15 protein-coding genes are annotated in these 14370 nt (G+C 67.2%); 8 read left to right on the forward strand and 7 right to left on the reverse strand.

What is annotated here, in order from left to right; all coding sequences use genetic code 11:
- Positions 1-46: 46 nt before the first annotated feature.
- The 5 genes from ACFTS5_RS27675 to ACFTS5_RS27695 form a co-directional block, all read right to left on the reverse strand.
- The gene (locus tag ACFTS5_RS27675) at positions 47-760 is read right to left on the reverse strand and encodes an MBL fold metallo-hydrolase (protein ID WP_378636506.1); all 714 of its coding nucleotides are present in this window, start codon (positions 758-760) and stop codon (positions 47-49) included.
- 133 nt (positions 761-893) lie between these two features.
- Complete coding sequence (locus ACFTS5_RS27680) at positions 894-1643, reverse strand: adenosylcobinamide-GDP ribazoletransferase (RefSeq protein ID WP_378636508.1); 750 nt, start codon at positions 1641-1643, stop codon at positions 894-896.
- Positions 1640-2755, reverse strand: a complete 1116-nt coding sequence (gene cobT, locus ACFTS5_RS27685) for a nicotinate-nucleotide--dimethylbenzimidazole phosphoribosyltransferase (RefSeq protein ID WP_378636511.1) — start codon at positions 2753-2755, stop codon at positions 1640-1642. The genes ACFTS5_RS27680 and cobT overlap by 4 nt, the downstream gene beginning before the upstream one ends.
- A gap of 39 nt (positions 2756-2794) precedes the next feature.
- Complete coding sequence (gene cobU / locus ACFTS5_RS27690) at positions 2795-3331, reverse strand: bifunctional adenosylcobinamide kinase/adenosylcobinamide-phosphate guanylyltransferase (protein WP_378636513.1); 537 nt, start codon at positions 3329-3331, stop codon at positions 2795-2797.
- A 57-nt stretch (positions 3332-3388) separates the two neighbouring features.
- Positions 3389-4294 (reverse strand): alpha/beta hydrolase, encoded by a 906-nt coding sequence (locus ACFTS5_RS27695; RefSeq protein WP_378636516.1) that lies wholly within the window; start codon positions 4292-4294, stop codon positions 3389-3391.
- 198 nt (positions 4295-4492) lie between these two features.
- On the opposite strand from ACFTS5_RS27695, the gene ACFTS5_RS27700 reads away from it, so the two are divergent.
- Positions 4493-4951 (forward strand): MarR family winged helix-turn-helix transcriptional regulator, encoded by a 459-nt coding sequence (locus ACFTS5_RS27700; protein WP_378636518.1) that lies wholly within the window; start codon positions 4493-4495, stop codon positions 4949-4951.
- Between the two features lie 10 nt (positions 4952-4961).
- Positions 4962-5417 carry a hypothetical protein gene (locus ACFTS5_RS27705; protein ID WP_378636521.1) on the forward strand — a complete coding sequence of 152 codons (456 nt, stop codon included), beginning with the start codon at positions 4962-4964 and terminating at the stop codon, positions 5415-5417.
- 8 nt (positions 5418-5425) lie between these two features.
- Here ACFTS5_RS27705 and ACFTS5_RS27710 read toward each other — a convergent pair whose 3' ends face one another.
- Positions 5426-6379 carry a helix-turn-helix domain-containing protein gene (locus tag ACFTS5_RS27710; protein WP_378636524.1) on the reverse strand — a complete coding sequence of 318 codons (954 nt, stop codon included), beginning with the start codon at positions 6377-6379 and terminating at the stop codon, positions 5426-5428.
- Positions 6380-6464: 85 nt separating this feature from the next.
- On the opposite strand from ACFTS5_RS27710, the gene ACFTS5_RS27715 reads away from it, so the two are divergent.
- Entirely contained in the window at positions 6465-6632 is a 168-nt protein-coding gene (locus ACFTS5_RS27715; RefSeq protein WP_378636527.1) for a hypothetical protein, read from the forward strand.
- Between the two features lie 58 nt (positions 6633-6690).
- Here ACFTS5_RS27715 and ACFTS5_RS27720 read toward each other — a convergent pair whose 3' ends face one another.
- A complete protein-coding gene (locus ACFTS5_RS27720) occupies positions 6691-7290 on the reverse strand; it encodes a DUF3043 domain-containing protein (RefSeq protein ID WP_378636811.1) in 600 nt (199 codons plus the stop codon).
- A gap of 315 nt (positions 7291-7605) precedes the next feature.
- Here ACFTS5_RS27720 and ACFTS5_RS27725 point away from each other — a divergent pair, with 315 nt between their 5' ends.
- The 5 genes from ACFTS5_RS27725 to ACFTS5_RS27745 all read left to right on the forward strand — a co-directional run bounded on the left by ACFTS5_RS27725 (position 7606) and on the right by ACFTS5_RS27745 (position 14345).
- Positions 7606-7962, forward strand: coding sequence for an iron-sulfur cluster assembly accessory protein (locus ACFTS5_RS27725; protein WP_067459056.1), 357 nt, complete (start codon positions 7606-7608; stop codon positions 7960-7962).
- 230 nt (positions 7963-8192) lie between these two features.
- Positions 8193-9119 carry a carbohydrate kinase family protein gene (locus tag ACFTS5_RS27730; RefSeq protein ID WP_378636813.1) on the forward strand — a complete coding sequence of 309 codons (927 nt, stop codon included), beginning with the start codon at positions 8193-8195 and terminating at the stop codon, positions 9117-9119.
- 467 nt (positions 9120-9586) lie between these two features.
- Positions 9587-10111 carry a nucleotide exchange factor GrpE gene (gene grpE / locus ACFTS5_RS27735; protein ID WP_378636529.1) on the forward strand — a complete coding sequence of 175 codons (525 nt, stop codon included), beginning with the start codon at positions 9587-9589 and terminating at the stop codon, positions 10109-10111.
- Complete coding sequence (locus ACFTS5_RS27740; protein ID WP_378636532.1) at positions 10108-11646, forward strand: Hsp70 family protein; 1539 nt, start codon at positions 10108-10110, stop codon at positions 11644-11646. The genes grpE and ACFTS5_RS27740 overlap by 4 nt, the downstream gene beginning before the upstream one ends.
- A 47-nt stretch (positions 11647-11693) precedes the next feature.
- Entirely contained in the window at positions 11694-14345 is a 2652-nt protein-coding gene (locus tag ACFTS5_RS27745; RefSeq protein ID WP_378636534.1) for a hypothetical protein, read from the forward strand.
- Positions 14346-14370 lie beyond the last annotated feature (25 nt).

Consider the following 14370-nt stretch of genomic DNA (forward strand, 5'->3'; position numbering starts at 1 on the left):
GCATTCGAGAGCGGGTCCCTGGCGTAGGGGCCCGCTCTTGTGCTGTTCAGCCCGGCATCAACGCCTGCCACTCGCCGAGGGACTTCGGGCGCAGGACGTAGTTGGATTCGCGGACGGACGACAGCGCGGCGCTGGGGGCTTCGGAGTACCAGTGGCCGGGGTAGACGACCGGGTTGCCGTCGAGGGCGGCGAGTTGGCGCAGGCTGCGGAACATCTCGTCGGTGTCGCCGCCGGGGAAGTCGGTGCGGCCGCAGCCGTCGATGAACAGGGTGTCGCCAGAGATGAGGCGGCCGTCGAACAGGAAGCACTGGCTGCCCGGGGTGTGGCCGGGCGTGTGGAGTAACTCGATCTCGAAGGCGCCGACCTTCACCTTGTCGCCGTGGTCGTGGCCGGTCAGTTCACTGGGGGCGATGCCGGTGGTCTGGGCGACCCAGTCCAGTTCGAGCTTGTTGACATGGACCGGGACGCTGGTCTTCTCGAGCAGTTCGGCCACGCCGCCGAGGGTGAAACCGAGCATGGTGCCGCCGACGTGGTCGGGATGATGATGGGTGGCGAGTACGCCGGATACGCGCATGCCGTCGGCCTCCGCGACGTCGACCAGGTCGGCCGCTTGGTAGGCGGGGTCGACCAGGAGGGTCTCGCCGGTCTCCCGGTCGCCGATCAGATACGCGAAGTTGCGCATCTGCGTGGCGATCGGATCGCCGACGGCGTAATCCCGGCCGGACAGCAGCTGGCGGAAGTAGAGGCGCTCGGATGACATGCGCTCCACTGTATTGCCACCGGTGTGCTGGCGACGCACCCGAGTACCGTTGACCGGACGGTCTGTGGGAGCACACAATCGCCGATATCTTGGACTTGTGACCAGTAAGAGTTTGCGGTAATTGAGCGTTTCGCTATAACGCCAGCGAGAAGCCCACTGCGGCAATCGAAACCGTGATCTCCACTACTGCGCCGAGAATATCGCCGGACAGGCCCTCGAAACGGCGGACACAGTGCCGGGTGACAGCGACGGTCACCGCGAGGGCGGCGATCACGACAACGGGGCCGAGCCAGAGGTTGTCTGGAACCGCCCACACCGCGGCGCCGACGGCGAGCGCGGGCCAGATCCACACGGCGGCGCGCGGCTGCGTGCCCGCGACCAACGCGCCGAAACCGGCGTCGGGGGCGGCGGGGATGCCGGTGCGGCACGCCGGAACGACCGCGACTCGGCCCGCGGCGACGGCGAGGACGAGCGCGAGCCAGCGGTGCTGATCGGCCAGCGTCGCGAAGGCTACCGCTTGGACGGCGACGGCGAAGATGAGCGCGGCGACGCCGAACGGGCCCGCACCGCCGGACTTCATGATCTCGCGGGCCCGCTGTGGCGGGCCATAGCTGCCGAGCCCGTCGACGGTGTCGGCCAGGCCGTCGAGATGCATGCCCCGGGTGAGCACGGCGAGCAGGCCGACGACGAGGAGACCGGCGAGAAGGGCGGTCAGGCCCGCGCTGACCAGTAACCACAGGGCGGCCGCCGCGAACGCTCCCAGAGCGAGCCCGATCAGCGGGGCGAGAGTGATCGCGTGTCCCGCGGTACGCCGGTCGACCAGTGCCGGGCCGGTGATCGGGACGACCGTCAGCCAGGAGACCGCGAGCCGGAGCGCGTTCACTTGGCCAGGTCGACGGTGTCCGATTCCTCGGCCGAGGTGCTGACGCCCGCGTCGGCGAAGGTCGACATCTCGGCGAGGGTCGCGACCGCGGCCCGCAGGATCGGGAGGGCGGTCAGTGCCCCGGAGCCTTCGCCGAGGCGCATCTCGAGGTCGATCAGCGGGGTCAGGCGCAGGTGCTTCAAGGCCAGGTCGTGAGCCGGTTCGGTGGAGCGGTGGGCCGGCAGCCACCAGGCTTTCGCGCCCGCGGCGATGTCCTCGGCGACCAGGGCGGCGGCGGTGACCACGACGCCGTCGAGCAGCACGGGCGTGCGACGGACGGCCGCCTGGGCGAGGAAACCGGTCATGGCGGCGAAGTCGGCGCCCGCGGCGACGCGGAGCAGGTCGACGGGGTTGGTGGCGACCGGGCGGGCACGGCGCATGCCGTCGCGGATGGCGGCGACCTTGCGGATCCAGCCCTGGTCGTCGACGCCGGTGCCGCGGCCGACCGCGGCGACGGGTTCGGTGCCGGTGAGGACGGCGATGAGGACGGTGGCGGGAGTGGTGTTGCCGATGCCCATGTCACCGGCGATGAGCAGGTCGGCGCCCGCGTCGATTTCCTCGTCGGCGATCGCGCGACCCGCGGCCAGCGCGGCGGTGACCTCGGCGTCGGTGAGCGCGTCCTCGCGATCGATGGAACCGCTCGAGCGACGCACCTTGTGCTGGGCCACCGAGGGGTCGGTGTCGCCGTTGACGGCGATGTCGACGACCCGCACGGTCGCGCCCGCCACGGCGGCCAGCGCGTTCACGGCCGCGCCGCCCGCCAGGAAATTGGCCACCATCTGCGCGGTGACCTCGCTCGGATACGCCGAGACACCGTGCTCGGCCACGCCGTGATCGCCCGCGAACAGCACCACCCTGGCGCGTTCGAACTGCTGGGGCGGGCATACGCCCTGGCATGCGGCGACCCAGTTGCCGAGTTCTTCGAGCCGTCCCAGTGATCCGGCCGGTTTGGTGAGCTGCGTCTGGCGCTGCTCGGCCGCCGCGCGCACCTGCGCGTCCGGGGCCGCGACCGGGTCGAATCCGTGCGTCACTGGCAAGCCTTTCGGAGGTGGTACAGGGTGTTCGACGCTCATCTTGCCCGGATCACGGTGCACGGCGGTGACCGGCCCGGCTCATTTCAATCGAAGCGGCAGCCCGGCCACGATGAGGTACGCCTCGTCGCACGCCCGCGCGAGACGCTGGTTCAGCGCGCCGATCTCGTCGCGGAACAGCCGCCCCGAGCGGGTCGCGGGGATCACGCCCATGCCCACCTCGGGCGATACGATCACCAGCCGTTCCCGGTAGGACTCGACGGCGTCCACGAGCGTGTCGCAGTCGGGGGTGACGGTGCCGCGCGGTGCGTCCCAGGCGTCGCGGGCGTCGAGGCGGGCGGTGAGCCAGGTGCCGATGTCGTCGAGCAGGGTCGCGGGCGCCGCGGTGGCGAGAACTGTTGCGGGCTCGGTGTTCTCGACGGTCGTCCAGTGTTCGGGGCGGCGGTCGCGGTGGACGGCGATCCGGTCGGCGAAGTCGTGATCGGTGGGATCGACCACGGCGGTGGCCAGGTAGCGAACCGAGGATGCGTCGGTCAGCACGGCCTCGGCGAAGGCGGATTTTCCGGAGCGGGCGCCGCCGAGCACGAGGACGCGGGCCGAGGAGGACCTGTCTGACATGTCAGCACGGTAGCAATCGGCGACCACGCGCCACTGGCGACACCGTCGGCTGCCGAGTCAGGCCGACAGCGCGTCCAAGATCATCGGGCGAGCGGTGGTCAGGGCCTGCTGCCAGTACGGCCAATTGTGGGTGCCGTTGACGATGTCGACACGGGCGGAGACCCCGAGAGCGGTGGCCCGGTCGCGGAAGATGCCCGCGGCGACCACCGTCATCGCCTCCAGGCTCATCGCGTTGAGGGTGTTGCCGAGGCCGTAGGGGACATCGGCGGCGCCGGGGATGCCGTTGCCGGTGGTCACATAGAGGGGCAGGCCGCGCAGTCGCTCGACCTGGGCGGTGGCGTCGTTGCGGGCCCACGCGGGGTCGCCTGCCGGGCCCCACATGTCGTCGACGTTGAAATTGCCCTCGTCGAGCATGGCGACGCGCATGGCCTGGTTCCACATCGGGTAGGTCGGGTTGACGAAGCCGGAGAACGAACCGGCGAAGCGGAACTGATCACGATGATGGGCGGCGAGGGTGAGTGCGGCGTTGCCGCCCATGGACGCGCCGACGATGGCGTTGTTGGTACGCGAGACCCCATATCTGGCAAGGAAATCGGGCAGTTCACGGGTGAGGAACGTTTCCCACCGGTAGGTCGTCTTCTGGCCGTTGGTGCTGCTGGGCCGGTACCAGTCGGTGTAGAAGCTGGAGTGGCCGCCGACCGGGAACACCAAAGTGACGTTGTCGCCGGCGAATTGGCGCAGGGCATCGGTGTCGGTGGTCCATTGGCTGTGGTCGTCGGGGGCGCGCAGACCGTCGAGCAGGTAGAGCGCGGAGCTGCCGCCGCGCGCAGCCCACTGCACCTGGACCTTGACCGGACCCATGCTCGACGGAACGATCAAGTCCTCGAAACCGCCCGCGGGCGTCCGCATCACCGGCGCCGCGATCGGCGCGGCAGCGGCCGCGGAGGTGCCGAGGGACGACACGACCGCAGCCGTAGCGACGATCGTGAGAGCTCTGCTCAGCCGACGAAATCTTCCCCACCCAGCGTGAAACACCTTGCTAGCCGACCAGTTTCCGCCGGTCGAGTCAAGCCGATTGTGTGGCTTCACAGCTTCGATCGCCATTACATGGCTTGCCATGTAATATGGGAAGCGGCGGCAGAGGATCGACGGAGGGTGGGGATGGAACAGATCGAGCGGGATCTCATGGATCGGGCCGACTCCCTGGGATACGTGATCAATCACCTGGCGCGGCTCATGGAGCAGGCGCTGCGTGATCGTATTGCCGAGTACGGCGTCGTACCAGGGCAATTCGCTCAGCTACTCGCGCTGTACGAGGAGGAAGGGGTCTCGCAGCTGCGGCTCTGCGAGAAGGTGCGGATCGACCAGTCGACGATGGCGCACACCCTCAAGCGGATGGAGCGGGACGGCTTGATCGAGCGCATCGCCGACCCGCGCGACGGCAGGCGGTCGCTGATCTACCTCACCGACCGCTCCCGTGCGCTGCGCACCGCGCTGACCGCAGCCGCCCGGGAAGTGAACGACCTCGCCACCGCAGGTTTTCCCGACGTGGACGGTGACGAGTTCCTCCGCATGGCTCGACAGTCGATCGGCAATCTCGAGGCCGATCGTGGGGCGTGAGGGGCGAACCGTGGCAGCCCGGATCCATCCCGTCGCGGGCGCGGTCGGATTGCTCACCGTGCTCACCTTCTGGACGTCGACGGTGGTGAGCGAACTCAGCGGGTCCACAGCGGCGATCGTCGCGGTCAAGCTGGCTATCCCGTGGGCCCTGCCGATTCTCGTACTCGCGCTCGCCATCACCGGCGGCACCGGCTTCCGACTGGCCGGGAAGTCGGCGATGCCCGCCCTCCTCGCCAAGAAGCGCCGGATGCCCTTCATCGCGGGCAATGGCTTACTGGTGCTGATCCCCTCGGCGATCACCCTGGCGGTGCTCGCCGGCCGTGCCGAGTTCGGGCCGCTGTTCTACGGCGTGCAAGCGCTGGAACTGTTCGCCGGCGCGACCAATATCGTGCTCATGTCGCTCAATGCGCGCGACGGATTCCGCGTCACCGGCCGCTTCGGGCACCGCCGTTCCGTGACGGAGTGAAGCTCGGCTCAGCCGGCCGCGCCGAAGCGGCGGCGGTATTCGGTGGGGGCGATGCCGACCTGGCGCTGGAAGTGGTGGCGCAACAGAGCGCCGGAGCCGAAGCCGGACTCGTCGGCGATCCGTTCCAGGGCCATGTCGGTGGTTTCGAGCAGGTGCTTGGCGAACAGGACGCGCTGAGTGGTGAGCCATTTGACCGGGGTGGTGCCGGTTTCGGCGGCGAAGCGGCGGGCGAAGGTGCGGGTGGACATGCTGGAGCGGGCCGCGAGCTCGTCGACGGTGTGTGGGTGGGCGAGGTTCTCGGTGAGCCAGGCCAGCGTGGTGGACAGGCCGATCGAACTGCACTCGGGGACCGGCTGCTCGATGAACTGGCGCTGACCGCCGTCGCGCTGCGGCGGAACGACCATGCGGCGCGCGATGCCGTTGGCGGCGGCGGTACCGATCTCGCGGCGGACCAGGTGCAGGCAGGCGTCGATGCCCGCGGCGGTACCCGCGCTGGTGATCAGGTTGCCTTCGTCGACGAACAGGACGTCGGGGTCGACGGTCGCATCGGGGAACATCGCGGCGAGTCTGTCGACATAACGCCAGTGGGTGGTGCACTTGCGGCCGTCGAGCAGACCGGCCGCGCCGGCCAGGAAGGCGCCCGAGCAGACGGTGAGGACGGTCGCGCCCGCGTCGGCCGCCCCGCGCACCGCCTCGAGTACCCGGTCGTCGTACTGGTCGATCGGGGAGGCCGGGATGGCGACCAAGTCGGCCTTCGCGAGTTGGTCGAGGCCGAATTCTGGAGTGACCGCGATGCCGGGGGTGGTGGAACGCAGTGGCTTGCCCGGGTCGGCGCCGCAGACCCGGAAGTCGAAGCCGGGCAGGCCGTCGGCGGTGCGGTCGAGGCCGAAAACCTCACAGACGACACCGAATTCGAACATCGCGAGCCGGTCGCTGAGGACCACGGCAACCTTCGAGAGCATGCCTCATCGTAGCTGGCTGAATCTTTACGCACAATGACAGAACAGCCACTGTCGGCTGAAAATCATCGAGCGCAAAATTACTGCCATGCTTACTTTTCTGATCGTCCTCACCGCCATCATCGGACTCGCCGTACTGATCGGTCGCGGCACCGCCGGCTCCACCGGGATCGTCGACCGCGACGCCCAGCGCATGGACACCGAGCTCAAAGCCATCGCGGGCTACGCCGACTACATCCGCCCGAGCCATCACTGAAAAGACGAATGCCGCCCCATCCGCAAGGATGAGACGGCATTTGTAAGTCCGGTCGAACTCAGACCGCGTCGCCGGGGCCGACCCGCGGCTTCGGAGCGCGCATCTTGCGGATCTGTGAGGCGCGGACGAAGGCGTACCAGCCGAGCTTGAAGCCGGTGTCGGTGGTGTCGGGGAACCGTTCGATCACCCGGTTGCTCACGATCTTGCCCAGGACGAAGCCCTCGATGATCATGAAGACCATCATCACCAGCATGGCCAGGGTGACGATGGTCTGCAGGCCGGGGGCGACGAACATCGACAGGATCAGCACCAGCGCCATCGGCATGAACAGGCCGACGAGGTTGCGGCGGGCGTCCACCAGGTCGCGCACATACGCGCGGACCGGGCCCTGATCGCGGGGCAGCAGATACTTGTCCTCGCCGGCGAGCATGCGGGCGCGGCGGTCCTGCACGGCGGCGCGACGGTCGGCGGCGGCGGCCTTGCGGTCCTGTTTGGTGCCCTTGACAGCCTTGCGGCGCGCGCGGGCTTCCTTGGCGGTCAGCGGGGCGGGCGCGATCGGACCGCGCCGCTTGCCTTCTGCCTCACGCCTTTTCGGCGTCGGCCTGCCCTTACCGGGAGTGGTCGACGCCGTGGCGGCGGCCTGTTCGGAGTCGGACACCGACGGGTCGACGGACTCGTCGATGGTGCTGGACTCGTCGCGACGAAACAATTTCACGTTCACCAGGCTATTCGATGATGCCGACCATCGGGAAATGCGGTCCGCTCAGCGGTGGGCCCGGTCTCATCCGCGGCCGGGCTGCGACGTAGATCACGCCGTCACAGGGCGTACTGTGGGCACAAGCACCCAGGTGGCGTCTACTGGCTGCGCCGAGGGTGGCAAAATAGGAATAGCAGTTGCTGCGACAGCGTTGAAGACAGTCGTGCGCTGTGCACCTGAGGTCCGTTGACGGGCTGAGTCGAACTAGGAGTGTCCATGACTGTGCAGAACGAGACCGCCACCGAGACCCACGGTGCGACGCTGACCGACGCTGCCGCCATCAAGGCGAAGGCGCTGCTCGACCAGGAGGGTCGCGACGATCTGGCCCTGCGGATCGCCGTGCAGCCCGGTGGCTGTGCCGGTCTGCGTTACCAGCTGTTCTTCGACGATCGCATCCTCGACGGTGACATCGTCGTCGAGTTCTCCGGCGTGAAGCTGGCCGTCGACCGCATGAGCGCCCCGTACATCGACGGCGCCTCGATCGACTTCGTCGACACCATCGAGAAGCAGGGCTTCACCATCGACAACCCCAACGCCACCGGTTCTTGCGCCTGCGGCGATTCGTTCAACTGATGTTCGGCGCCGCGGGTTAGCGGCGCCGTAACCTCGCCTTCGAGGGCGCGCCCGGGATCATTGTGGTTGCGTGGCGAGGTAGCGAACAGGTGAACCACAGGCGGTAGCGCTTGCTAACGTTGAAGTCCGGGATCGGGTGATCCCGGACTTTCTGTTTTCCTCGTCTAGCGTCGAAGGGGCCCTGCCTCGTGTCTGTTGCCGTGTCCGCATCCATCGCCACCGACCACCTCATGCGCTTCCCCGGCCGGTTCGCCGATGCGCTGCTCGCCGATCAACTCGATCATGTGTCCTTGAGCTTCCTCGTCGACGATCTGCAGATCCGCCGCGGCGGAGTGGCGGGCAACATCGCCTACGCGATGGGCCTGCTGAAGCAGCGTCCGGTGCTCGTCGGTGCCGTCGGCGCCGACTTCGCCGAGTACCGCCAGTGGCTGGAGGCCAGCGGTGTCGACTGCTCGGCGGTGCACGTGTCCGCGACATCGCACACCGCCCGGTTCGTGTGCACCACCGATGAGACGATGGCGCAGATCGCGTCCTTCTACCCGGGTGCGATGAGCGAGGCGCGCGATATCGACATCGCCGCGATCGCCGCCGCGCACGATGTCGACCTGGTGCTGGTCGGGGCGAACGATCCCGACGCGATGGTCGCGCACACCCGCCAGGCCAAGGCGCAGGGCATCGCCTATGCCGCCGACCCGTCCCAGCAGCTGGCCCGTCTCGACGGCGAGCAGGCGACCGAACTGGTCGACGGCGCGGCCTACCTGTTCACCAACAAGTACGAGTGGGCCCTGCTGCAGCAGAAGACCGGCCTCAGCGAAGCCGACATCACCGCCAAGGTCGGCATCCGGGTCACCACGCTGGGCTCCGAAGGTGTGCTCGTCGTCGACGCCGACGGCACCGAGGTCCGCGTCGGCGTGGTGCCCGAGGTGGCCAAGGTCGACCCGACCGGTGTCGGCGACGGTTTCCGCGCAGGCTTCCTCACCGCCCACCGTGCCGGCCTGACCCTGGAACGCGCCGCCCAGCTCGGCTCCCTGATCGCCGTCCTGATCCTGGAGACCACCGGCACCCAGGAGTGGACCCTCAACACCGAAGACGCCCTCGAGCGCCTCACCAAGGCCTACGGCTCGGATGCTGCCGACGAACTGGCCTTCCTGCTCTGACCTGCGGAACACGAGCGCCCTCTGGATCTTCGGACCAGGGGGCGTTTCTGTGTCTTCCGACCGGTGTCTGCGCAGGTATTCTCGCCGCCGTCCTCATGGCTCACCAAGGGCTGGAGCTCTGACGCTGACGTGACCCGGCTCGCCGGTCGAGGGGGCGCGCGGCGAACCGAGAAGTCGTCGAAACGCATCTTGTCTAACAGGGGTCCGTTGTCGGCCGGGATGGCGACATCGGTAGGCATGCGTGCACGGTGTGCTCGGACGGCAACACTGTGCTCGCCTGATCTGCGGCAGTAGGGATTTCGGAGGTCGACATGCCAGGAGCGGATTCTGGTGCTACTGTCGCCCGTGCATAGCACGGTTGATCACCGAAATGCGTTGGGGGAGCAGTGATAACGGACAAATCATTGAATCGGCTTTCGCGCGACGACGCGGGTGTTGTCGGCGAGGGGACGCGGCCGACAACGGAGATGTCAACCGGGGACATCGCTTCGGCACTGCGAGAACTGGCCGAGGTTGTGGCCAGTGAGCATGAGCGTGCTGCGGCCAGGGAGCGGATCATTGATCGACTACACGAAGACAACCAGATGCTGCGGCGCGGCGAATGGGATGTTGTTCTCGAGCCGGTGCGCAACTCCCTGTTCGCGCTCTATACGGATTTGCGCCGTGAAGCGGAGCAATGGTCGACGGGCGCGGGGACAGCACTCGCTGCGTCCCATCTTTTCGATGCGTTCGCCGAGGACGTCTCCGAAGCACTCGAGCGGCTGGGTCTTGTCCCGTTCACACCTGAATCCGGTGAAACCTTCGACCCTGTCCGGCACCGGCGTCGGCGTGACTGTGCGGTCGATGATCCAGCGCTCGACGGCACAGTTTTCGCCTGTCTCACCAATGGATTCACCAAGGGCGATCGCGTGGTCCGCCGGGCCGATATCGAACTCGCTCGTTGTTCTGACACCGAACCCGCCCAGACCACCAGTGAGGATGCTCCCCGATGACCGTGTTCGGAATCGACCTGGGAACCACCTACTCCTGCATCTCTTACCTCGATGAGGTCGGCAGGCCGACCATCGTGCCCCTCACTACCGAGGAATTGCCGACGCTTCCGTCGGTGGTCTATTTCGAGGCGGCGGACCGGACCGTGGTGGGCTCGGCTGCCAAGGATATGGCCGCACTGCGTCCAGGGCTGGTCGTGAGCCGGATCAAGCGTGAGATCGGCCGGGAGTACGAGACCGCCGAAATCCACGGGCAGCGCTTCGCGCCGCACGAAGTATCGCGGTTTGTCTTGGAGAAGCTCGCCGAGGAAGCGCGAATCTTCACCGGCGGGCCGGTCGAGGATGTCGTCATCACTGTTCCCGCGTATTTCGGGGCGGGCGAACGACTTGCGACCAAGCGCGCCGGCGAACTCGCCGGACTGAACGTGATCGACATCGTCAGTGAGCCAGTAGCAGCCGCGATCGACTACGGCGTGATCAACGCCGATCGCGATATCGATATTCTGGTCTACGATCTCGGCGGCGGCACCTTCGACACCACGGTCATCTCGCTGCGCGACGGCGACATCACCGTGGTCTGTACCGATGGCGATCACAGCCTCGGTGGCATCGATTGGGATCAGCGGCTGGTGGAGCATTTCGTCGAAGTGTTCGGCCGCCAGCACCCGGACGCCGGCGACCCGCTCGAAGACCCGGAGACCGAGCAGTCGCTCTATCAGCTCGCCGAGGACGTCAAACGGAAACTTACGGCGGGTTCGGAGGTGCTCAAGCGTTTCACCCACGATGTGCACCGCGCCGACATCACTTTGACCCGGACCGATTTTACCGAGCTGACAGCCGATCTCCTGGATCGCACTGTCGAAATCGCCCGTCGCACACTAGATTTGGCAAAAGAACGGGGCGTGGGGCAGGTCGACGAAATCCTGCTGGTGGGCGGCTCGACAAAAATGCCCGCTGTCGCGGCACGAATTCAGGAAGAGTTCGGAATCACCGCGCGCCTACATGACCCCGACCTCGCGGTGGCCAAGGGCGCGGCGCGCTACGCGTTCGAGGAGACCTACCGCAATGCGCTGCGAGCCGGTGACAAGAGCACGGCCAAAAGGCTGGCGCTGGACGCGGGTTTGTCGGCAGCACAGGAGGTATCGATCGCGAAGCGATCGATACGCACGGTAGCCTCGCGCGGATTCGGGATCAAGGTGACCGATCCGTCCACGCGACTCAGCAGCGTTTCGCACATGATCCACAGCAACGATCCGCTGCCCGCGTCGGTCACCGAGGAGTTCGGCACGCTCGAAGACGACCAGCGCGGCATTCACGTCGTGGTATTCGAACAGGCTGGCATTCGTGAGTCCGACGAGCTCGAGAACAATACCCAGATCGCTGACGGGCACATCCCGATTCCTGCGGGCAAACGTGCCGGGTGGCCGATCGAGGTGAGCTTCGCGCTCTCCACCAGCGGATTGCTCGAGATCGCCGCGATCGAACAAGAGACCGGTGAGCGGTTGGAGCTCAGTGTGGAGTGCGCGTGGGAGCGGTGAGCTCAGGCGCCGGAAGGGTCGAGGCCAGGGCGCAACGGTAGCTTCTGATGACATTCGACGAAGCCCGCTACGTCGCTTTCCTCACCGACGTGGTGAATCGCGGCGCTGATTCCCTCCCCGGTATTCAGGAGCGCTATCAGATCGAGGGCCTACGTGGCCCAGAACTTGCGGCGCAGGCGGCTGTGGTGCGCAAGTCGTGGCCGCGGCTGCGCAAGAAGACCAAGCTGCTGGTGCTCATCGACAGGATGTCGGCCGAGCATGCGAACCTGCACGAGGCCTTCGAACGGGCCGCGCGCGGCGATGACTCACAGATCCGACGGTCCATCAGCGGGGAACGGCACCAGACCGAGGAGCGCACTGCACGATTCACCGCCGAGATCCGAGAGTTGGCGGGCGCGACGGCCTTGGTGAGCAAGCAGGCGGCCCTGCGGTTGGGCGGCTCGTACGGGCTGACCGAAGCGGAGGTCTCGACGGCGATCAGCCGCCTCGGGGACGTGCGTATCGCCGATCCCGACCGTCTGCTCACCGACCCGCCGGTGCCCCGATTCCGGCAGTATCGGCAGAGCATCGACGCGCTTGGGCATCGGCACCTGCTCGACTTCTTGGTTCGCACCGGACCCTGCACCGGCTTGTCGGTCCTGGACAAGTTCGCGTTGGGCGCTCCGGCTGGGGTCACCCTGGGGGCGTCGGCGATCGCTACCTCGAAACAATATTGGGAACACCGCCCACGCGACAGCAGTCAGGACCATGCCGTGGCTATCCACGCGGCGTGCGCGGAAGCCGCGAAGAAGGGTCCGAGCGGACTGCTCGACCTGGTGCGTTACGAAGTGGCCGATTTGTTGCGTGCGCGCAGACGTCTCGGAACCACCCCCAGCGGACTACTGGGGTTTGCGACCGACGAACTTCGACTGGCGGTGGGCGATGCACGCCGACTGGTGTTCGCGATCCTCAACGAGGACTCCGCGGTCGGCGCGAGCGCTGAGTACTTGCGACTGCACGACCTGGTCGACTCAGACGAGGTCTACGCGGCATGGCAGTTCGTGCAACTGGCCACTCTGCCCAGCGACGCCGCTGAATTGGCCGAACAGGTCCGGGCAAGAGTGAATGAGGCCGATCGGCGGTGTACGCAGCTGCGTGCGACGACCCAGTCTGTCGACGGCGACCAGGAGTGGCGAGAAATCGAAGCGATCGTCGCCGCCGTGCCCGACCATCCGGAGTTGGCGGGCCTCCGGTCGCGTCTGCGACCCGCGGCGGTCGGCTCGGTCCGGGTCCTGGCCGATGGGGCGGCGGTCACGGTGCACTGGGAGAAGACCCCGTCGACTGCGGGCGAGATCAGCTACCGCTTGGTTCGGCAGAGTGGCCGGCCACCTGAGCACGCGGAAGATCATGACGGGCACATCCGCACCACCGAAAAGACCGCCGTGGTCGATTCGGCACCGCCGGTCAACCAGGCGGTGTACTACGGGGTGATCGCGTGCCGAGGTGACACCGAATCGGCGCTCACGATCGCGGGCCCGCTGACGGTGCGCGTCGAACCTGGCGCGGTCCAGCTCGAGTTCGCCGATGCGGTGGTCGAAGGCCGATGGGAACCGGTGGTCGCGATGGCCGCTGTGCGAGTTCGTCGCCGGGAGACCGGCCGGCACGACAGTCAGCGCTGGGTCGATATCGACTGCACGCGAACCGGTTTCCTCGACAAGACGGTGGTCAACGGACGCAGCTATCAGTACCGCGTCACCGGCGTCTACCTCGATACCGAGGGACGCGAGGTCGAAACCCCGGGCACAGCCCACACCGGCACGCCAGTACGCACCCCCGAACCGGTAAGACGACTCGACTTGAGTGAGGAGGGTGGAACACTCGTACTGTCTTATGACGACGCGCCGGGCGGCCATGTGCAGATATTCCGACTCGGTGCCGCCACATCCGCGCGCTGGCCGGTCGGTCATCGACTCTCCTTGAACGAGCTGAGGGCCGCGGCCGAGCGGGTTTCGGGCACCGTCCGGCGTGGGGGACTGGTTATCGACCGCCCGATCAAGGCCGCGATGTTTCTGGCGGTGACGGTGGTCGGTGGCACCGGAATCGTTGGCGCGACCGCTGACTTCGTACCGACCGCCGATCTCGGGGATGTGACCGCAACTGCCGCTGGTGACGAGGTCGTAGTAAGTATGGCGTGGCCTCGCGAACTCGAGGTGCTGGATGTGGAGTGGGACAACGCAGGCCGGACACATCGGCGATCGGCCACTTTCGCGCAGTATCAGGCAGGTGGCGGACTGAGATTGCGAGTTGATCGCGCGCACCCGACCGAGGTGCGGGTGATCCCCGTCGTCCGTCACGGTGACGGCATACGGCGTGGCATCGCGACAGTCCGCACCATTGCCCGGCGCATTCGGATCTGCTATCGGGTCGAAATCCAGGGACCTCCCTGGCGGCGAGAACTTATCGTGGAGCTCACCGCTGATGCGCCGACCCGACTGAATTCGTTCAGTCTAGGGCTCCGTTCCGGCCGGGTGATGCCGCTTGACGTGCAGCAGTGCACCATCCTCGGCGAGCTCCGCGATCAGCCGATCTCGCCGGGCGCTCCCGCCCGACTGGTACTGCCGGTGCCGCGCCAGGCCAAGCCCTACTGGTTGCGTGGCTTCGCGACCGGTACCGACATCGAACTCGACGATCCGCCGCACGACCAGATGCGAAAGGGATGATCCATGCAGTTGCTCGCTCGGCGCG

It is taken from the genome of Nocardia sp. NPDC056952, assembly GCF_042674185.1.
Classification (GTDB): Bacteria; Actinomycetota; Actinomycetes; order Mycobacteriales; family Mycobacteriaceae; genus Nocardia.